We start from the raw sequence: 17,748 nt of genomic DNA, 5'->3' as shown, positions 1-17,748 counted from the left end.
AATGCGTGGGCGGGACTAAAGTTCGTGGAAGGGGGGATGGCCAGACAAGTTGAGAAGGAGCGCCCAATGCCCATCAGGGCCGTGGTGTATGTCAGCGAGGCATCCGACGCGTTGCGCGGCGATCTGCTTGGCCTCCGGAGCGGCAAGCTCCAGGAGCTGGTCGACGACGCAACTCGATTTAACCGGGACGCAGGTGTCAGTGGGGTGCTCTTGTTCGACGGGACGCGCTTCCTCCAATACTTGGAGGGCCCCCCGGACGGGTTGGACGTGGTGTTCTCCAGAGTGCTCGGTGCTTCGAGCCATCACGATCTGATCGAGCTGCAAAGAGGGACGATCACGGATCGTCGCTTGCCTTACTGGCCTATGCGCTGGTTGCCTGTGGAAGTCCAAGAGCTGAGCGAGGTCGCAGAGGGCGACTGGGCCGGCTTCAAGGTGCGGGGGGATGGAGAAGCGTTGAACGCAACCGCGATCGACCGTTTAATGTTCCTAGTGAGCAGGCGCGCACTGGTAGGAAGGTGAACCAGTGGCGACCGCCAGGCAGCGCAAGGAATCCGACCCCTACGTGCAGCCCAAGTCTTCGTGGATCGCCGTAACAAGCTGTCGGAAGCGGTAAGGCTTCGGGAGAAATCGAACCTTCTCGGGCAGCGGGGGCAGCTGCGAGCGTTGAAGGCCAGACGCGAGCATGACGCGGGCCTGGGGTTGAGCAACCGCGGCTTCCGCCGCGACCTCCAGCCCGTCGGCGCTGTCCGGCATGTTGAAGTCGGTCACTACCACCGCGAACTTGGCGCTGCCGCGCAGGAGGACGAGGGCCTCGTCCCCGTTGCTGGCGGGAGTGACTTGGAAGCCCTGAGAGGTCAGGGCCTCGACGACGACGCTGCGGAGATCGTCTTCGTCTTCAACAAACAACACGTGGATCGGCATCTCAATGCTCTGGTGCGGGGAAGCAAAGGCTGACGCGGGTTCCCTTCCCAAGCTCGCTCTGGAGCTCGGTGAACCCGCCGGACTGGGCCGTGAAGCCAAACACTTGGCTCAAGCCCAGCCCGCTGCCCCTTCCGATGGGTTTGGTAGTGAAAAACGGTTCAAATACCCTGGCCTGCTGGTCCGCCTCAATCCCTGAACCGTCGTCTCGGACGCTCAAGCAGATGTAAGGGCTTTCACTGGCGTTGGGCAACGTAGGATCGCGGGTTTGCCGCGCAGAGGCCGTGATGAGGATCGTTCCGCCCTTCGGCATGGCATCGCGGCTGTTGCACACCAGGTTAAGGATTGCGGCCTCCAGCTGTGCTTTGTCCAGCGACAAGGTCGGAAGGCCTCGAGAAACCTCGACCGTCAATGCGATCGCGTCGCCGGCAGAGCGGCGCAGCAGCGCTTCGCATTCGGCCATCAAGGCGGCCAAATCGACGGCCTCTGGCACCAGGGTTTGGCCCTTGCCAAAGGTCAGCAACTGCCGAGTCAGAAGGGCCCCGCGCTCAGCGGCCCGCTGCGCCGTGTCAATGAGCTTGGCCACGCCCCCGTCTTTGACCCGCAGGCTGATGAGGTCCAGGCAGTTGGCCACGATCGTCAACAGGTTGTTGAAATCATGGGCCAAGCCCAGCGTGAACTTACCGATGGCCTCCATCTTCTGCGCCTGCAGGAGATCGCGCTGGGCTTGGAGCAGCTGCTCCTGCGCTTCGTGGCGCTCGGTGATGTCGCGGGTGATTTTGGCAAACCCCACCAGTTCCCCGTCTTCCCAGATGGGGTCTATCACCACACTGGCGCGAAAGCGCGTTCCGTCTTGGCGCAACCGCCAGCCTTCGGCGACATAGCGCCCCTCCAAGGCCGCGGTCCGCAGGTTTCGCTCTGGTAGGCCGGCTTGGGCCTCCTCGGGCAGGTAGAAGCGGGAAAAGTTGGTGCCGACCACGTCGGCAGCCTGGTAGCCCTTGATTCGTTGCCCACCCGGGTTCCAGGTCTGGATCACCCCGCTGGGGTCGAGCATGTATAGGGCGTAGTCGGTGACGGAGTTCACCAGCAGGGCAAACTGCCGGCTCTCGTCCCTCAAATCGGTTTTCGCTTTCGCTGGTCGGTTCATGGGTCATCCTCTCGGCAGGGCCACCGAAGGGCGACAGAGTGCGCAGTGTAGAAGAGCGACGGCCGTCATCCTTTTACGCCCTCTTCACAAATCGGGCGAGCCCTCGGGCCACACTGTTCAATCGTGGCACAACCACGCAGAGCGCTTGTAGGGAGAAAGTCATGGGATTGGACGGCAAAGCAGTAAGGGTTCTTCTTGTAGAGGACGAACCCACCCTCATGATGGTCTTGGAGCAGGCCATTGCCCAAGTCGGCTACGACGTCTCCAAGACGGCGGAAGACTTGCCCACAGCCTTGGCATGCGCCGAGGAAGCCGCTTTCGATGTGGCGGTGCTTGACGTCAACTTGAACGGGGTCGAGTCTTACCCCGTGGCCGATCGCTTGGTCGAGTTGGGGGTGCCGTTCCTGTTTACGACCGGTCTTGGGGCCAACCGGCTGCCCGAACGCTTCAAAGGCACGCCCTTCCTTGAAAAGCCTTTTCGCCTGAAAGAGATCGCCGCCGCCCTCCAGTCCCTTCGCCAGGAACTGGAGGTTCACTGAGTTTCCGGACCTAGCACCGGTCGGGACCTTCGGGTCCCTTTTTTTATTTCAGCGGGGCGGCGGTCTGCTGGTAGGTGCCCACGATCTCGCTCACGCCCAGGATGTGGCCCTTCGCGGCCTTCAGCACCTCGTCCCGCGTTGCCCCGGCCTTCATATCAAGCGCGGTGTCCAAGGCCAACAGCTGGAAATGGTAATGGTGCGGTGGATCCTCGACCGGCGGTTTAGGGCCAAAGTAGCCTACCGAGCCTCGGCTGTTGGCCCCCTGCAGCATTCCCTCCGGTTTCAGCAGCCGTGGATCGACGGGCAGGCCCTCCGGCAGTGATTGTGTGGTGGCTGGGATGTTGTAGGCCACCCAGTGAACAAAGGGCTTGACGTTGGCCGCGTCCGGGTCCTCCATGATCAGCGCATAAGACTTGGCACCAGGCACCGGGCTCCACGAAAGAGCGGGCGATGCATCGTCGTGATACGCGCTGAAGCGGGGAGGCAACGCTTGGCCCGAGGAGAACGACGGGGAGCGGAACTGGAACGCGGCGGGGTTGCCGATCCGATCCTTGGCCAACGGGACCCCCGAGCCTTGATTGACTTGGGCCATCAAGGGCCCGCTAGGCACTGCCGCCGCGGGGGAGGGGGCCGCTTGGCCTTGGCTGTAGGTCACCCGATAGATAACGCCATTGGCGTCGTCGCCGACCAAAAGTGCACCGCCTTTGGTCATCGCCAGACCGACGGGCCGTGCGATATGCGCTTGGCCGTTGTCGACCAGGAAGCCGGTCAGGAAAGGCTCAAACGCGACCGGCTTGCCGGCGTCGAAACGAACCCGCACCACCTCGTAGCCCGACGCAGGCTTGCGGTTCCAGGAACCGCGCATGGTCACGAAGGCGTCCCCCCGGTAAGCTGCCGGGAACTGCTGCCCGGTGTAGAACAGCATCTGCATGGGGGCCGCGTGGGCGGTGTAGCCGAGCACCATGGGCTCGCTTGTCGCCGCCCATTGCTGTTTGCTGATCTGCCCTGGCGGTGTGCTCTGGGGATTCACCCCGTCCTTGCCCCAGATGTGGGGCCAACCATACTTCTTTCCTTTCTGAATGCGGTTGAGCTCCTCGGGCTGCTCATCGTTGCCCAAGTAGTCGATGCCGTGATCCATCCCCCACAGCTCCCCCGTTTTGGGGTCCCAAGCAAAGCCGATGGTGTTCCGCAGGCCACTGGCGAAGATGGAACGGCTCTTGCCATTCGGCGAGGACCTCAGCAGTGCCGCGTGCTCGGGATTGGTCTCGTTGCACGCGTTACAGGACGAGCCCACGCTGATGTAGAGCATCCCATCGGGGCCAAAGGCCAGCGTGCGGTTGGGGTGCTGACCGCCATCGGGCAGGTCGTTGATGATCCGTTCCTCGGGACCCAACGTGCCGTCCGGGCGTATGGGTGCGCGGTACACGTCGTTGGCCGTGGCGACATACAGCTGCCCGTTGGCGATGGCCAGGCCGTGCGCCCCTGGACGCGAGAAGACCACCTTCGGTTCGGCGTCCAAGGCTCCGTCTTCATTGGCATCCTCCAGCAACAGCACATCGCCTTGATCTCGACGTGAGACATAAATTCGCCCATCTGGTCCCACGGCGATGATCCGGGGATTTTGAAGGCCTTGCGCCAGGGAACGCACTTGGAAGCCACTGGGCACCTTCAGGGCCTGAACGCGCTCGGGCGTCGCATCTACCTTGGCGGGTTTGAACGTATGGACGTTGGCTTGGACGTCGGTTCCGTCCCCCTGCTGAGCCAAGGCGAGGGAGGGGGCCAAGAAGACGAGCAAAAGCGCGGAACGGGTCATGAGGATGGCCTGGCGCTGAGGAGCGTTCAGCATGGGGCGGGAGCGGTCAATGGGCTGCGAATGCGTTGCATGCGCGCCGTTCACCACGAAGGCCATCGATCGCCAGGCCCACACATCGCCGGTCTCGGACGCTCCGCCGTTCGCCAAGCCTTCACTCGGGGATCGCTTGATCCGCATCCCAGCCTCGATACGGTAAGGCTTCGCCCGACACGAGAGGAGGACATCCATGGCAGAGCTCAAAGAGAACCTGTTGGACTGGCTGCGCGACGCACACGCGATGGAACAGCAAGCCGAAACCATGCTGAAGGGGCAGGCTTCGCGGATCGAGCACTACCCCGTGCTGAAGGCGCGCATTGAAGAGCACATTCAGGAAACCATTGGCCAGCGCGAACGGCTGGAAGGGTGCATCAAGCGCTTGGGCGGCTCGCCGTCGACCCTCAAGGACGTGATGGGCAAGATGGCAGCCTTCGGACAGGCCGTCGGCGGCATGACGGCCTCCGACGAGATCGTCAAAGGCGCGATGGCCGGTTACGTCTTCGAGCATTTCGAGATCGCCTCCTACACGGCCCTGATCGCCGCAGCGAAGACGGTGGGCGATGCAGAAACGGCCCGGATCTGCGAAGAAATCCTCGTGCAGGAAGAGGCGATGGCCGACTGGCTGGCGGCCCACCTGCCCGAGGTGACCGAGGAGTTCATGGTGCGCGATGCCACCCCGGGCGTCGAAGCCAAAAAGTAACCACTGCGCCGCGCCGGCCGGGTTCACGCCCGGCCGACGTGGGCGGGCCTACAACGAAAGGCCCTAGGATTGGAGGCGGCTGGCATGCCCAGGCCCATCTGGAGTGGTTCGTTGTCCTTCGGGCTGCTCAACGTTCCGGTGTCCCTCATGTCCGGCGAGCGTCGCATGGATCTGAGCTTTCGCATGTTGGACGCACGAAACAAAAAGCCCATTCGCTACGAGCGGGTCAACGCCGAAACCGGTGAAGAAGTGCCTTGGAAGGACATCGTCAAAGCCTTCGAATACGACAAGGGCAGCTACGTCGTCATAGAGAAAGAAGACATCGCCGCGGCCGCCCCCGAGACGCACGAGTCCATCGACGTGGAGGCCTTTGTCGACGCCGAGAGCATCGGGCTGAGGTTCTTCGAAAAGCCCTACATCTTGGTGCCCGGCAAGAAGGCCGAAAAGGGCTATGTCCTGCTCAGAGAGACCCTGAAGGAAACCGGCAAGGTGGGCATCGCCAGGGTGGTCATCCGCACGCGCGAATACATTTGCGCGGTGATGCCCGAAGGCGATGCGTTGATCATGATCCTGCTTCGCTACCCGCAGGAGTTGGTGGCTCCGGACGAATACAAACTGCCGCAGGGGGGGGCGTCGGACTACCGGGTTGCGCCCAAAGAGCTCGAAATGGCCAAGCAGCTGATTGAGAGCATGACCTCTGAGTGGGAGCCGGACAGCTACCAGGACGAGTTCCGCGAGCGCCTGTCCGACATCATCAAGAAGCGGGTGAAGCAGGCCGGAGCCACGACCACCTTCGAGGAACCGGAACATCGCGAGGACTCGGCGACCAACGTGGTGGACTTCATGGCGCTGCTCCAGAAGAGCTTGGAAACCAACAAGCGCACCCCGGCGAAAGCAACGCCGGTGAAGACCGCCTCCAAGTCCTCCACCAAAGACAGCAAGCCTGCCAAGAAGGCCGCCATAAAGAAGGCCCCAGCAAAGAAAGCCGCAAAGAAAGCCCCCGCCAAGAAGGCTCTAAAGAGCGCCTGATCACCCAAGGAGAATCCCATGAGCGACGACAAGAAGAACACCGGCAGCCCGGACCGCGACCGCATCAACGTCAACGAAGACTACGAGCTGCAGTATTGGACCAAGGCGCTGGGCGTGTCCGCCGACGAGCTCCGGGCCGCCGTCAAAGCCGTGGGCCCCACCGCTGCGGCCGTTCGCAAGCACCTGGGCAAGTAACGAGGAGCCGTCATGTCCTTGGTCGAATACCGTCGCAAGCGCCGCTTTGACCAGACCAAGGAGCCCGAGCCTGGCAAAGCGCTGCCGCAAGGGCAGCGCGCCATTTTCGTGGTCCAACTTCACCACGCCAGCCGCCGGCACTACGACTTCCGGCTGCAAATCGGCGACGCCCTGAAGAGTTGGGCCGTCCCCAAGGGCCCTAGCTACGACCCCAAGGTCAAACGGATGGCGGTCGAAGTGGAAGACCATCCCGTCGACTACGCTAGCTTCGAAGGCGAGATCCCCAAGGGGCAATACGGCGGTGGGCACGTGGCCCAGTTTGATCACGGCGTTTGGGCCACCCAAGGAGACCCAGAGGCACAACTTGCCAAGGGTCACCTGCGATTCGAGCTGTTCGGCACCAAGCTCAAAGGCGGGTGGCGCTTGGTCCGGTCCGGCAAACCGGCCCGTCAGCCGCAGTGGCTGTTGTTCAAGGACGACGATGCGTATGCGAGCGATCTGGAAGCGGACGATCTGCTCGCCGATGTGTCGGCGGCCCCAACGGCAGACATCAGGAGGGCCGGCGGCGGTAAAGCCGACAAGAAGAAGCTCAAAGCCCTCCCTGCAAAGCGTGCGCGACGGAAGAACTGGGCCAAGAAGGCCTTGGCCCTGCCCAAAGCGAAAGAGGCGGCTCCGCCTTCCGGCCCCTTCGAGCCCCAGTTGGCCAAGCTGGGGGAGGCCCCGCCGCAGGGCGACCAATGGGTCCATGAGATCAAGTGGGACGGGTATCGGATCCTCGCAACGGTCGCCGATGGGGCCGTCCGGCTCTGGTCCCGCAACGCGTTGGAGTGGACCGACAAGATCCCCGAGATACGCGACGCCGTGGCGGAGTTGGGCCTTACCTCTGCTGCCTTGGATGGCGAGCTGATCGCCGGATCGGGCACCAAGGAGGACTTCAACCTGCTCCAGGCGACATTGTCCGGGGAGCGGCAAGGCGCGCTGGCCTACGCGCTCTTCGACCTGCTGCACCTCGATGGCGTGGACGTGGCCGCAGCACCTCTGTTGGAGCGCAAGGCGCTCCTGCAGGAGCTGCTGGAGGGCCAAGCCGGCCATTTGGCCTTCAGCTCTCACGTCCAAGGCGACGGCAACGAGGCCTACCGCCTAGCTGGCGAACAGCACTTTGAAGGCATCATTTCCAAGCGCGCCGATCGCGGCTACCACCTCGGCCGCAGCGACGACTGGCGCAAGACCAAGCAGCTGGCCAGCGACGAGTTCGCCGTGGTCGGTTACACGGCCCCCAAGGGCAGCCGCAGCGGCTTTGGCTCGCTTTTACTGGCCAAGCCCGACGCCAAACACGGTTGGCTCTACGTGGGCCGGGTGGGCACCGGGTTCTCCGACGCCTTGATCAAGGACGTGAGCAAGAGGATCCAAGGGGGAGGCAAGAAGCCGACGGCCTACGTGCCCACCGAGGACACCGATCTTCGCTCTGCCACGTGGTTCGAGCCGCGCTTCGTGGTGGAGGTGTTCTATCGCGGCATCGGGGGGCAGCAACTGCTGCGCCAAGCCTCCTTGAAAGCCGTGCGGGCCGACAAGGAAGTGAATGATTTGGCGGATTCGGATCGCGCCGCCCCGGCGAAACCGGCCCGTGGCAAACGGGTATCGGCCGCGTCCTCCGCCGGGAGGTCCGCCGCAACGCCTCAAGTCGAACGCGTGCCCCCCAAACTGTCCTCCCCGAGCAAGGTTCTCTTCCCCGGTGACGGCTATACCAAGCAAGACGTCTGGGATTACTACTCGGCGGTCATGGACCACCTGCTGCCCGAGGTGATCAATCGGCCGCTGTCGATCATTCGCTGCCCCGCCGGCACCGGCAAGCCCTGCTTCTTCCAAAAGCACCACACCGCCGGGCTGGAGCTGGTGGACTCGGTCAAGCTGAAGGAGGACAGCGGCATCAACGCCCACTACCTCGTAGTGCGCGACGCGGCCAGCTTGCTGGAGCTGGTCCAGTTCAATGCCCTGGAGTTCCATCCGTGGGGAAGCCACGCGGAGGAGCCTGACCGTGCCGACCGGGTGGTATTCGATCTAGACCCCGGCCCAGATGTGCCTTTCGCGGAGGTAAAAAAGGCTGCCACTGATATCCGGAAGCTTCTGGCCCAACTAGAGCTGGAGTCCTTCCTGCGGGTATCCGGAGGCAAGGGCCTTCATGTCGTGGTGCCCTTGAATCCCGGGTGCGACTGGGACCTGACCAAGCGCTTCGCCAAAGGATTCGCCGACGCGTTGGCCCAGTCGGAACCTCAGCGGTTCTTGGCCACCGCCACCAAAGCCCTTCGAAACAAGCGGATCTTTGTCGACTACCTGCGTAACGGTCGAGGTGCCACCGCAGTGGCGTCGTATTCCCTGCGGGGTAGACCGGGCGCGCCTGTCGCGATGCCTCTGGCGTGGAGCGAGCTGCCAAACCTCAAACGGGCTGACGCGTTCACGATCAAGGACGTGCCGGGCAAGCTGAAACGTCGCCGCAAGGATCCCTGGGAGGGCATCGATGCGTTGAAGCAGAACTTGTCGAAATGGGCCCGAAACGACTAGCCGCTATCCCCGCGGTCGTGTCCGAGCGTAGACGGGCAGACGCGAGCGTCGTTGGCAGCTGCCGAGCACGTGATGAGCACGCGGGCTTGATGCCGGCTCCTGTCCAATGAGCCTCATGCAGTGCGATGCTCCCGCTCCGACCCCGGTGACCGTCTGGACCATCGGGCATTCCACTCGACCTTGGGACGAGTTCTTACGCCTGCTGTTCGCACAAGGCATCTCGGCGATCGCGGACGTGCGTCGTTTCCCAGGATCGCGTCGTCACCCTTGGTTCGCATCCGAGCAGATGGCTAAAACGCTGCCAGCGCACGGCGTGGAGTATCTTTGGATTCCTGAACTGGGCGGGCGGCGCAAGGTGCAGCCGGATTCGCCCAATGGTGCGTGGGACAACGCCGCGTTTCAGGGCTACGCAGACCACATGGCGACCGCCGAGTTCGCCGGCGGGCTATCGAAGGTGCTTGCGCTGGGGGGCGAACATCGGACCGCGCTGATGTGCGCGGAGGCACCGTGGTGGCGTTGCCACCGACGTCTCATCTCCGACCTGCTGACGCACCGGGGCCATGAGGTGCTGCACATCGTGTCCCACGCCGAACCCAAACCGCATCCGCTGAACCCGATGGCGCAGGCCGTCGGGCCAGCGCTTGTCTACCCACCGGCTCAGACGGAGCTGTTCTGAACCAACCAGTAGGGCGATCGCGTGTCGGGCCCGCCCGGCGCATTTTCTCCCTATCGAAGCTATGCGGACATGTCGGCTGCCTTGCAGTTGGCGCGCGCTTGCCGCACGGTGTTGTTGATAGACGACGGGCAGCCGCGCAACCCTGCCTGAATCGGCTTAGGCGGTCGTCCCTGGTCCCAGCTTCAGGTAATGGATCGGAGGCTGCCCCGTCAGAAAGTTGGCGTTCTCCTGAGGGATTCAGACTGGCTTTCGATCTTCATGTCTGCCATGAAGTAGTCTGGGATGGATGGTGAAGCGCAGGTTAGAAAACGATGCAAGGGGGAGGGGAGTGAGGAGTGCTCAGTATGATTCGCTTTGCAGCGCGCTCGATAGGATACATGGACGGCAAGCGCTGACGGATTTCGCCTCGGATTGGGGCCTCCACCGCAGTCCCAGCGAGGATGGCACAGTGGAGGTATGGAAAGGCGCGGCGATGGGGGCCGGCGTTGAGATCTTGTTGCTTCCGCCCGTGTCCGCTTCCAGCGACTGGGCCATCTCGACGCTGGTCACGGTCGGAGGCCGGGTCGAGGATGTCAGGCGACGTCCGTTTCGGATCTGACGAAGAGTGGCTGCTAAACGCCTACGACGGCCTTCCTTGGTGCAGCCAATACTGGGTCAGCAGGGAGGCGGCGCGCCGGTTCGCCGACGTCGACGCCAAGCCAGGACCTGTCCCACCACGGCCGTGAGCAGCAGCAGGGCATTGGTCACCACAAACACCGTTGACCCCAAAAGTGCACTGTAGGCGGTGAACAGGGTCGACGCGGTCATCTGACCGACAAACAGCCATTTGGAGACCGTTTCCGGATGGGGAGACTGCCACTGTTTGATCATTTGCCGGACCAACGTGGCTATCAACACGGCGGTTGCAGTCCAGCCAAGAACATCAGGATGCATGGCCGCTCACCCGTCCTTTGGGTCGTGGACAGTTGAACCGTCTTGGCCGTGCGCCGGGCGCTTATGAGGCTCCTCAATGATTTCCTTGTTGAGGATGCGAACCTCGCCCACCATCAGCAGGCGCATGTCGCGCACGATGTAGTCGGCCAACGCCTCATCGGTGATGTCATCACCGGCGATGTCCAGCCGGAAGCCTTGGCCCTGAATCCCGCCCCCGTTGCTGAAATCAATCTCGAAATCAAAGCACACCCGCTTCTCCATGTTGCCCTCTCCATCGGTGAGACTGGGCGGCACTGAAAGGCCGCTTACTACGCTTAGAAGGCGATCATCGGCGTAAGGAGGGCAGCCCACAACTGGCCCCATGCCCGGATCTGAGGGCAGGCTCTCTGCCGTTCCCGCTTTCGGCGGTCGTAGAGTTTCATGTCCGCGCGATTGATGGTATCGGCCACCGATTCCGAGGGCCGACCAATGGCGCAACCGCCGGAAAAAGCGGATCGGTGCAGGTCAGCGTGGCCGAAATAGTGCGGCGGGCGTTGAACGATTTCTGACCGTGCCAGCACCCGTGGTGGTGCCCGTGTGCGACAAGATCCTGGCTTGCGGACACTACATCCACGGTCGCCAGTGGAAGCACCCGGAAACCCTCCGGGCCGTGTTTGAAAGTCGGCTCTACCTGCACCCGGCTGATCCGTCTGACGACACCGCAAGCGCTTGGAACTGGGTCAAGGCATGCTCGCCAGCGCAAGTGTGGACGCGCATGGGGGCTCCAACCCCAGCAGAGCTTGAGCGGGTCATACAGGCCGATACGAAGGCCCGAGATGCATTGCTTGCTCCGCGCTTGGAACTATCCGAGGAAGAAACGAGGCGATGCTTTGACGTTCGGTTGATCGCCGGACTGGCCATGACCGTCGCCCGGAAAGGATGGCCAGGGGCGCCATTGATGCATGGCGCGTATGGCCGCCACTGGATCATCGAATCGACCGCGAGAAAGAGGGAAGATATCCTTCTGCAGGACATCGGATTGCGTGTCTGGGCCGAGACGATGGCCATGAAGGCCAATCGCGCCACCCAGCAGGCTGCATCCGATAAGACACGGGGCTCCGAAGGGTTCTTGGTGACGCACGAGGTGGGGAGCTGCTGAAGCCGTTCCTGGGCGGGCGGTTTAAGAACGGCAACATCCACGTCATCTTCCACAAGCACGCCTTGCACCTGGTTGACCGCCTGAACGCCCGGATCGCGGGACCGCTGCCCAAGGCTTTGCCGGCGCCCGGTTGCCCCTGGACATTGCGGCATTGCATGGTGGAACGTGGAGGTGGGCACGGCCGGTCCCCTGAACCGCCAAGGGCTTGCTCCAGTGGCCGGCGGAAGGCATGCCCTCAGTGACTTTTGAGGGTGAAGCCCCGTGGCAGTCGCCACTGGAGAGCCGGGGTTGGGCCGTTGAGGGTTTACAGTAATCTCGCAAAACGGCAGGATCGGGGTTTGACCAAATCCAAGGGAAAACCGTGGCACTGACGCTCGAAGAAATCCGCAAGAAAAAGGCTGAAGCGGAGGCCTTGGTGGCCGAAATGGAAAAGGCCGAAGGCGACGCGCTGGCGGCCGAAGCCGGGGCCAGCTTTGCAGGAGTCTACGAGACCTTGCAGCAGTTTGCGCAGCATTACACGACGAAGCAGAAGAACGATCTGAAGGCGCTGCTTGAGCCACGCAAGGCGGTTTCTGCAAGCGCCGGCATCAGTCGCGCCCCGAAGTTCCAGATCCCGGACGGGACCACGTGGGCTGGCACCGGGCGGCAGCCCAAGGCATTCCTTGCGTGGGCCGAAACTGCTGAAGGCAAGGCGTGGAAGAAGAATAACCCGGACCAAGAATGGCCGGCGCACCCGTATAAGGCCTGACCGGCATTACAGCGTTGCAGATAGAGCCCCGGGAAACCGGGGCTTTTTTTGTGGGCGTTGAACCAATGACAGCCACGCTCAGGCTGGGGCGCAAGCCCCGGCCCCGAGCCTTTCTTCCCCGAAGGGGGCTCTTCAGGCGCGGCCCAAGCCGCGTTCTTTTGAGCTCTTGAAGACAAAAAGCAACGTCAAAAGTAGCATGGAGCAAAAGCGCTTTGGGAAAAAAGGCAGGTGGGGCCTCGGCTTCCGCCGGGCCCGGCGCTTGGCGGGAAATGTGCTGCGTTTCAAGTTTTCCATCGATCTGCGGCCCGTTTGGCGGTTTTGATACTTAGTCAATAAAACGTAGACGCAAAGTATTGCGATTTTTTGGGGGTGGCTTAGTTTGCGTGGGTAGCGAGGGAGCGCCCCCTCTTCAAAGGTTTTCGCATGATTGCTTACGTTATTGGCCGGTCCGGCTTACTTGCCCATGGTTATCGGGGGTTCTTCTAATGGCCCACCACCACGCCAGCCCCATCCAACTCCAGACGGGCGAGTGGGGCGCCCGGGTGCCCGCCCCGAACGTTCGGAACGGCGACAGGCTCACTGTGGTTGCCGGGAGCGGCAGCTCCTGGGAAGCCGTCGTTGTCGGCGTGGTTTGGCAAGGCCCGGAGGCCGCGATTTGCCAAACGGCTCGGGGGCTCATGCAGTGTGGGTGCTGCGGGGAAGTGGGGCAGAAAGGGGCCTACCCCTTCTCAACGTATCCGGCAGAAATGCAGCGTTGCGACGATTGCGCGGGTTCGGCATGAAGACGCCAGCAACGAGTCGCCGCAAACGCTTCTACGCATACCAGCGCCGCTCGGGTGGCCAGTGCTACTTCGACAAAGCCATGCACGCCCACCTCCAGCGGTATCCGCACACCATCGGCCATTACCAGCTCACACGCTTCCTGGGCACTTCCGCGTTGCTGACCGCTGAAGAAGCGGCCGCCCAAGGATGGATGGCCAAGCCGCACGGGAGCCCTGCATGACCAAACGCTACATTCTCCGCCCCCCAGAACGCTTGGTCGAAACCATCCACGAGACGTGGATTGACGCGCCCAGCAAAGCCGCGTTTCAAGCCCTGGCCGCCGCGCAAGGCCTGAGCATGCGCGCTGCACTGGCTCAACTCATCGAGCAACACGCCCAGATTCGAGAACCGTTTTCCCCTCGACGCCCGACGCCGTGGACCGGGGAGGGGTCGAAGGGGCGAGAGCGCTACAGGGCCGCGCTCCCCAGTGTGCAGCTGGGACTCCATGCCGTGACGGCCCTGCAGATTGACGCTAACCGGGCTGGGATTCGTCTGACCGAGGCCGTCCGCCAGCTGGTCTGGCTATGCATCCAAGCCAACGCCTGATCCCTCGGACGCCTTTTGCGGGCATGGGGCCAAGGACAGCCACGCGGAGGCTGGGGGAAGCCCTGGCCCACGTCCTAACCTCCCCGGAGGGGGCTTTTCAGGCGCGGCCCAGGCCGCGTTCTTTTGAGCTCTTGAAGAGAAAAAGGCAACGTCAAAAGTGGCATGAAGCAAAAGCGCATTGGGGGAAGGGCGGGTGGGGCCTCGGCTTCCGCCGGGCCCGACGCTGGGCTGGAAATGTGAGGTGTTTTAGGGTTTTTGTGTTTTCTGCTTTTTTCCGTCAGTTTTGTGTTTTAGTCATAAAAATGTAGGGTCAATCTATTGCGAAAAGTTGGTTTTCTTTTACTTTGAGATCAGAGAAGAGCGCCGATGCTCTTTAACCAAAGGGAACCCCATGTTGACGTTCTTTGCTTTTTGCCTCTTGGCTGGATTGGTCGCCGGATTGGCCATTGCTGATCGACTGGATGCGCTCTGATGAATACCCGCAGCCAAACCCAAGCGCCCGCCCGGTCCTCCACCCCTGGAGCCCTCCTGCGATTCCTGTTCGACGCCATGTCGGGCATGGGAGCGGCCAAGCTGGGATGGGAGATGGTGACCGACCCCAAGGCCAAGCTGTCGGACATTGCCATCGGCGTGTCGCTCTGCCTGGCTCCTGCAGCGATTGCGGCCACTTGGGCGCTTTGCCTGTTCGGCATCGCCCAACACCACCAGCTTTTTTGAAACCCGAACCCCTGACAACCACGGAGGACCTCGCTCGTGCGAAAACTTTTCAACAAACTGCTCAACATCGCCCTTTTTGGCATGGTTCTGTTCGCCCTGGACCAAGTCCCGGAACGCCTGGATCGCATGTCGCAAACCGCCCAGAACCTGGTTCAGCAGGTGGGCTACTCGGGCCCCATGCAGGGCATCCCCTCGGGCGTGCCAGACGGTTACGAGTTCTGATGACCCCCGCACCCTGGCCATCGTCGGAGCTCGTTCGCCTCGCATGGGCGGCACGCCGGGATCCTCTTGCCCGGCAGCACCTGCTTCAGGCGTTCCAAGAGGGGGCCGATTTCCATACCCCTCTGTCCAGCAGCGATCTGAACGACGACCTGTTTGCCGTCCCTGGGGATTGCTTGGCCGGGGTGGTGATTCGGGAAATGACGGGCGTCAAGGACGCCGAAGAGTGGCTGCACGCGTTTCTTCGCGCGCACGAGTTGCATCAAGCGCTGCCACCTGCTGTGGGAAGCGCTGGCAAGCGGCGCTTCTGATGAACGTGAGCACGCAGTAACGGGTGGTCAGGGCTACGCCTTGGGTTTCGCCGCGGTTTCCGCTCGCTTACCGAACTCCTTGCACCATTCGAGCATGTCTTGAACGTCCTTTAGCAGTTCGTCCGGACCCGGAAGCCAACTGGGGGTGTCGGTGGGTTGGGAGTGCTCGAATGCCGAATACTTCGTCATCATCCCGTCGATCAGTGCGCAGTCTGCTGGGGTGATTGCACTGAGCCGCTGTAGCTTGTTGAGCGTGTTGATCTCGCGCCGGTAGCGGTTGATGACGCCAGAACAAAGCTCGTCCTCTACAGAGCGCTCAACCAAGATTCGGAAGTTGCTGCAGGCGGCCTTCAGGGCAAGTTCTTTTAGTGGCGGATCAAGCTTCTTAAGCTGTCCGATGCTGCTGATCATTTGGTTCAAGCCGGATTGTGGCTTCAGAGAGAACGTATTGATCTGCGCCGGCATGCCGGTCCTGCTTCCATCGCGGGCGATCGATTCAACCGCGACCTTGACCGTAGGCTGATCGAGGTTGGCCCGCTGCTTGGCGGCACTCTGCAGTAGGACCATCAGTGACAATCGATGTGTGAACACGATCACCTGGCGATGCTCGGCCAGATCTACGAGGCGTTTGGCGACCGCCTCCTCAAAGCGCTGATCCAGGGAGGAGATGGGGTCGTCGAAGATCACGGGCATGCCCCGTTCAAGGCCCGTCGCGTCGGCCAGGAAGGCTGCCAACGCCACGATGCGTTGCTCACCCTCGCTCAGGATTTCACGATTCTTCTGGGCGCCTTGCGCGTCCTTCAGCTCAACGTAAAACGTGAACGCCCCTTTGCCTTGGGATCGATACGACATGCGGACAGGAAGCGAATGGCCCCCCAGCGCCCGCAACTCGGCATTGAAGCGGTCGCAATAGCCCTTGGCCAACTCCGACTCGCCAATGTCATTGCTTTTGGTCGTCAACTGGCTGGTTGAGGTGGACCGGACAGCGGCTTCCACCGTTCCCACGCGTTTGAGGCGGATCACGTCGGCCCATACCGCATCGCGCTGCTCCGACAGCCACTGTTGTGCTTTCAGCTCTGCTAGGCGGCTTTCCTTCTCCTTCCGTCCCGTCGGGTCCAGCAAGCCCGCCAGCGCGTCGCGATCAGCGCTAGTGGTCTTGACCTTCTGATCGTAGGCGTTGGTCCACACCGACCACTGCACTGCCGGAGCCGCCGTGGCCTCGGCCATGGCTTTCAATCTCGCATGGATGGCCTCAAACAGCTCAGTGGCTTGGGGGGCTTCCAAGCCAATAGCAGCGCACTGGGCCTGCCAGGCGACATCGGTGAGAGGACTGGGCAACGCTTTCTTCAGCGCCGTCAGCGCGTCTTCCGCGCTCTTAGCTTCTGTCTGCAGGGTGTCGTTGAGGTAGCTTTCAAAGCTGGCCAAGCGGGCCTTGCCGTCGTCTCCCAACGGTTGCTGGCAGAGGACACAACGGGATTCGTCCCCAACGTGGGGGAAAGGGTGGTCACGGTAGGCAAGACCTGTCGAATACGCCTTTGCAGCGTCCCAAAGGGTTCGCCACACGGCGTCTCCGACGCCTTTGAGCGGCAGCCCATTGAGGAAGGCCGTGGCATAGGCGGTGGCGGCCTGGCGCTTGACCTCTGCATTGCTGCGGGCATCCAAGAGGGCTTGGGCCTTCTCGCCGTTCAAGCTCTCCTTCAATGCCGAGATGCTTGTGGCCATCTGCGACAAGCGTTCTAGCTCTCCGACGGCCTTGGCGTGGGCCACTTCAGGGTTCGCCTGGGCCAGTGCGGTCTCCAGCGCCAAACGCTCATCGTTCAGTGCAGCGGGGAAGGCGCAACGCTGGTTAATATCCTCTTCGGTCAGTTTCGCCGTCAACTTCCGGAGGACCGTTGCAGCGCTGCTCTGCGCGTGCTCTTCCGGGATGATGGGCAGTTTGCTGGTGAGCTTGGCGGCGCGGGCCTTCAATCGGGTGGCGAGATCGTCTGAGATGTGGATGAGCATCCCGACGAACCGCATCGCCCGGGGAAGATGGGTGGCGGTGGTGGCGCTGTCTCCGAACTCCAGCGCTGTGGCTGAGTCGAAGACCGGGACCGCTTTCAACGTCGAATGGGCACCGTCGGATGCTTGCCAAGTGAGATCAGCAGACGATGTCGTGCCGTCGGATCGGGTCGCCGTGACTTTGATCAAGGCAGAGGCAGCATCGGGATTCTGCTTGAACACGTTGCCGTGGATAGATCCCTTGGCCCGCGCGCCACAAACGTGCTTCATCAAACGGGCGTAGCCCGATTTCCCGGCCCCGTTGGGTCCGTAGACCACGGTCATCTGGCCTTGGCTGAGGTCCAATGCCGCGTCCTCGCCAAGGGCATTGACGCCGCAGATGGAGGAGACCGAGTCGATGCGAAGCTCAGCGGCGGTGGGTGTCCCCAAGATGGTTCCCGGTGCCAACGCCGGGTGGGGAGCATCCAGCTTCTTGGCTGCCTCGGCCAGGCAGTGATCCGCCAGCGCCTCCATCTCCTCTTCGTTCGGCATGCGGCGGTGCTGGATCACCGTGGAAGCGGCCATGCGCAGCCAGCTTGGGCGGCCATTCAACCACTCTTCCAGAGTCGTAGGCGCAGCGGCCCCATTCTTGTTCGCCATCGGTCACTTCCCCTGTGAATGGCCAGAGCCAGGAAGGCTCCGTTCCCCTTCCGCAATAGTGA

20 protein-coding genes are annotated in these 17,748 nt (G+C 62.4%); 14 read left to right on the top strand and 6 right to left on the bottom strand.

Annotation, left to right across the window (positions count from 1 at the left end):
• Positions 1-66 precede the first annotated feature (66 nt).
• Entirely contained in the window at positions 67-519 is a 453-nt protein-coding gene (locus N7573_RS04980) for a BLUF domain-containing protein (RefSeq protein ID WP_279911886.1), read from the top strand.
• A gap of 39 nt (positions 520-558) precedes the next feature.
• On the opposite strand, the gene N7573_RS04975 is transcribed toward N7573_RS04980, so the two are convergent.
• Positions 559-921: a response regulator gene (locus N7573_RS04975; protein ID WP_049433813.1), complete on the bottom strand. Its 363-nt coding sequence runs from the start codon at positions 919-921 to the stop codon at positions 559-561.
• 1 nt (position 922) lies between these two features.
• Entirely contained in the window at positions 923-2,065 is a 1,143-nt protein-coding gene (locus tag N7573_RS04970) for a PAS domain-containing sensor histidine kinase (protein WP_057502465.1), read from the bottom strand.
• A 161-nt stretch (positions 2,066-2,226) separates the two neighbouring features.
• On the opposite strand from N7573_RS04970, the gene N7573_RS04965 reads away from it, so the two are divergent.
• Positions 2,227-2,604, top strand: coding sequence for a response regulator (locus N7573_RS04965; protein WP_064968318.1), 378 nt, complete (start codon positions 2,227-2,229; stop codon positions 2,602-2,604).
• Between the two features lie 43 nt (positions 2,605-2,647).
• On the opposite strand, the gene N7573_RS04960 is transcribed toward N7573_RS04965, so the two are convergent.
• A complete protein-coding gene (locus N7573_RS04960) occupies positions 2,648-4,645 on the bottom strand; it encodes a YbhB/YbcL family Raf kinase inhibitor-like protein (RefSeq protein WP_279911887.1) in 1,998 nt (665 codons plus the stop codon).
• Between N7573_RS04960 and N7573_RS04955 the strand changes: the two genes are divergently transcribed.
• The 5 genes from N7573_RS04955 to N7573_RS04935 all read left to right on the top strand — a co-directional run bounded on the left by N7573_RS04955 (position 4,644) and on the right by N7573_RS04935 (position 9,612).
• Entirely contained in the window at positions 4,644-5,153 is a 510-nt protein-coding gene (locus tag N7573_RS04955; RefSeq protein WP_024957537.1) for a DUF892 family protein, read from the top strand. The two genes, N7573_RS04960 and N7573_RS04955, sit on opposite strands and share 2 nt — an antisense overlap.
• 84 nt (positions 5,154-5,237) lie before the next feature.
• Positions 5,238-6,182, top strand: coding sequence for a Ku protein (locus tag N7573_RS04950; RefSeq protein ID WP_024957538.1), 945 nt, complete (start codon positions 5,238-5,240; stop codon positions 6,180-6,182).
• An 18-nt stretch (positions 6,183-6,200) separates the two neighbouring features.
• Complete coding sequence (locus N7573_RS04945; protein WP_008266817.1) at positions 6,201-6,377, top strand: DUF3606 domain-containing protein; 177 nt, start codon at positions 6,201-6,203, stop codon at positions 6,375-6,377.
• A gap of 12 nt (positions 6,378-6,389) precedes the next feature.
• Positions 6,390-8,936: a DNA ligase D gene (gene ligD / locus N7573_RS04940; RefSeq protein WP_279911888.1), complete on the top strand. Its 2,547-nt coding sequence runs from the start codon at positions 6,390-6,392 to the stop codon at positions 8,934-8,936.
• Positions 8,937-9,042: 106 nt separating this feature from the next.
• Positions 9,043-9,612, top strand: a complete 570-nt coding sequence (locus tag N7573_RS04935; RefSeq protein WP_080473117.1) for a DUF488 domain-containing protein — start codon at positions 9,043-9,045, stop codon at positions 9,610-9,612.
• A gap of 654 nt (positions 9,613-10,266) precedes the next feature.
• Here N7573_RS04935 and N7573_RS04930 read toward each other — a convergent pair.
• Both N7573_RS04930 and N7573_RS04925 read right to left on the bottom strand, forming a co-directional pair.
• The gene (locus N7573_RS04930; RefSeq protein ID WP_024957542.1) at positions 10,267-10,545 is read right to left on the bottom strand and encodes a membrane protein; all 279 of its coding nucleotides are present in this window, start codon (positions 10,543-10,545) and stop codon (positions 10,267-10,269) included.
• Between the two features lie 6 nt (positions 10,546-10,551).
• The gene (locus N7573_RS04925) at positions 10,552-10,806 is read right to left on the bottom strand and encodes a hypothetical protein (RefSeq protein WP_024957543.1); all 255 of its coding nucleotides are present in this window, start codon (positions 10,804-10,806) and stop codon (positions 10,552-10,554) included.
• 313 nt (positions 10,807-11,119) lie between these two features.
• On the opposite strand from N7573_RS04925, the gene N7573_RS04920 reads away from it, so the two are divergent.
• The 7 genes from N7573_RS04920 (at position 11,120) to N7573_RS04890 (ending at position 15,046) form a co-directional block, all read left to right on the top strand.
• Entirely contained in the window at positions 11,120-11,683 is a 564-nt protein-coding gene (locus N7573_RS04920; protein WP_154589952.1) for a hypothetical protein, read from the top strand.
• A gap of 361 nt (positions 11,684-12,044) precedes the next feature.
• Complete coding sequence (locus N7573_RS04915; protein ID WP_024957545.1) at positions 12,045-12,431, top strand: H-NS family nucleoid-associated regulatory protein; 387 nt, start codon at positions 12,045-12,047, stop codon at positions 12,429-12,431.
• Positions 12,432-13,209: 778 nt separating this feature from the next.
• The gene (locus N7573_RS04910) at positions 13,210-13,434 is read left to right on the top strand and encodes a hypothetical protein (RefSeq protein WP_024957547.1); all 225 of its coding nucleotides are present in this window, start codon (positions 13,210-13,212) and stop codon (positions 13,432-13,434) included.
• Positions 13,431-13,799 (top strand): hypothetical protein, encoded by a 369-nt coding sequence (locus N7573_RS04905; protein ID WP_024957548.1) that lies wholly within the window; start codon positions 13,431-13,433, stop codon positions 13,797-13,799. The genes N7573_RS04910 and N7573_RS04905 overlap by 4 nt, the downstream gene beginning before the upstream one ends.
• A gap of 471 nt (positions 13,800-14,270) precedes the next feature.
• Entirely contained in the window at positions 14,271-14,516 is a 246-nt protein-coding gene (locus tag N7573_RS04900; RefSeq protein ID WP_024958712.1) for a hypothetical protein, read from the top strand.
• A gap of 36 nt (positions 14,517-14,552) precedes the next feature.
• On the top strand, positions 14,553-14,738 hold the full coding sequence (locus N7573_RS04895; RefSeq protein ID WP_008268538.1) for a hypothetical protein: 186 nt from the start codon (positions 14,553-14,555) through the stop codon (positions 14,736-14,738).
• Positions 14,738-15,046 (top strand): hypothetical protein, encoded by a 309-nt coding sequence (locus N7573_RS04890; RefSeq protein ID WP_024958711.1) that lies wholly within the window; start codon positions 14,738-14,740, stop codon positions 15,044-15,046. Before N7573_RS04895 ends, N7573_RS04890 begins: the two co-directional genes overlap by 1 nt.
• Before the next feature lie 33 nt (positions 15,047-15,079).
• Here the strand turns inward: N7573_RS04890 and N7573_RS04885 are convergent, their stop codons facing one another.
• Entirely contained in the window at positions 15,080-17,686 is a 2,607-nt protein-coding gene (locus N7573_RS04885; protein ID WP_230548558.1) for an AAA family ATPase, read from the bottom strand.
• Positions 17,687-17,748 lie beyond the last annotated feature (62 nt).

Source organism: Stenotrophomonas sp. GD04054 (genome assembly GCF_029836955.1).
Classification (GTDB): domain Bacteria; phylum Pseudomonadota; class Gammaproteobacteria; order Xanthomonadales; family Xanthomonadaceae; genus Stenotrophomonas; species Stenotrophomonas maltophilia_A.
The sequence above is the reverse complement of the archived record's forward strand: the minus strand, read 5'-3'. Positions and strand labels throughout refer to the sequence as shown.

Excerpts from the sequence above, each read along its gene's own strand:
- N7573_RS04945 (WP_008266817.1), top strand. The coding sequence starts at position 6,201 with ATGAGCGACGACAAGAAGAACACCGGCAGCCCGGACCGCGACCGCATC.
- N7573_RS04960 (WP_279911887.1), bottom strand. The coding sequence starts at position 4,645 with ATGGATGTCCTCCTCTCGTGTCGGGCGAAGCCTTACCGTATCGAGGCT.
- ligD (WP_279911888.1), top strand. The coding sequence starts at position 6,390 with ATGTCCTTGGTCGAATACCGTCGCAAGCGCCGCTTTGACCAGACCAAG.
- N7573_RS04935 (WP_080473117.1), top strand. The coding sequence starts at position 9,043 with ATGAGCCTCATGCAGTGCGATGCTCCCGCTCCGACCCCGGTGACCGTC.
- N7573_RS04950 (WP_024957538.1), top strand. The coding sequence starts at position 5,238 with ATGCCCAGGCCCATCTGGAGTGGTTCGTTGTCCTTCGGGCTGCTCAAC.
- N7573_RS04970 (WP_057502465.1), bottom strand. The coding sequence starts at position 2,065 with ATGAACCGACCAGCGAAAGCGAAAACCGATTTGAGGGACGAGAGCCGG.
- N7573_RS04930 (WP_024957542.1), bottom strand. The coding sequence starts at position 10,545 with ATGCATCCTGATGTTCTTGGCTGGACTGCAACCGCCGTGTTGATAGCC.
- N7573_RS04975 (WP_049433813.1), bottom strand. The coding sequence starts at position 921 with ATGCCGATCCACGTGTTGTTTGTTGAAGACGAAGACGATCTCCGCAGC.
- N7573_RS04955 (WP_024957537.1), top strand. The coding sequence starts at position 4,644 with ATGGCAGAGCTCAAAGAGAACCTGTTGGACTGGCTGCGCGACGCACAC.
- N7573_RS04900 (WP_024958712.1), top strand. The coding sequence starts at position 14,271 with ATGAATACCCGCAGCCAAACCCAAGCGCCCGCCCGGTCCTCCACCCCT.
- N7573_RS04980 (WP_279911886.1), top strand. The coding sequence starts at position 67 with ATGCCCATCAGGGCCGTGGTGTATGTCAGCGAGGCATCCGACGCGTTG.
- N7573_RS04925 (WP_024957543.1), bottom strand. The coding sequence starts at position 10,806 with ATGGAGAAGCGGGTGTGCTTTGATTTCGAGATTGATTTCAGCAACGGG.
- N7573_RS04885 (WP_230548558.1), bottom strand. The coding sequence starts at position 17,686 with ATGGCGAACAAGAATGGGGCCGCTGCGCCTACGACTCTGGAAGAGTGG.
- N7573_RS04890 (WP_024958711.1), top strand. The coding sequence starts at position 14,738 with ATGACCCCCGCACCCTGGCCATCGTCGGAGCTCGTTCGCCTCGCATGG.
- N7573_RS04965 (WP_064968318.1), top strand. The coding sequence starts at position 2,227 with ATGGGATTGGACGGCAAAGCAGTAAGGGTTCTTCTTGTAGAGGACGAA.
- N7573_RS04910 (WP_024957547.1), top strand. The coding sequence starts at position 13,210 with ATGAAGACGCCAGCAACGAGTCGCCGCAAACGCTTCTACGCATACCAG.
- N7573_RS04905 (WP_024957548.1), top strand. The coding sequence starts at position 13,431 with ATGACCAAACGCTACATTCTCCGCCCCCCAGAACGCTTGGTCGAAACC.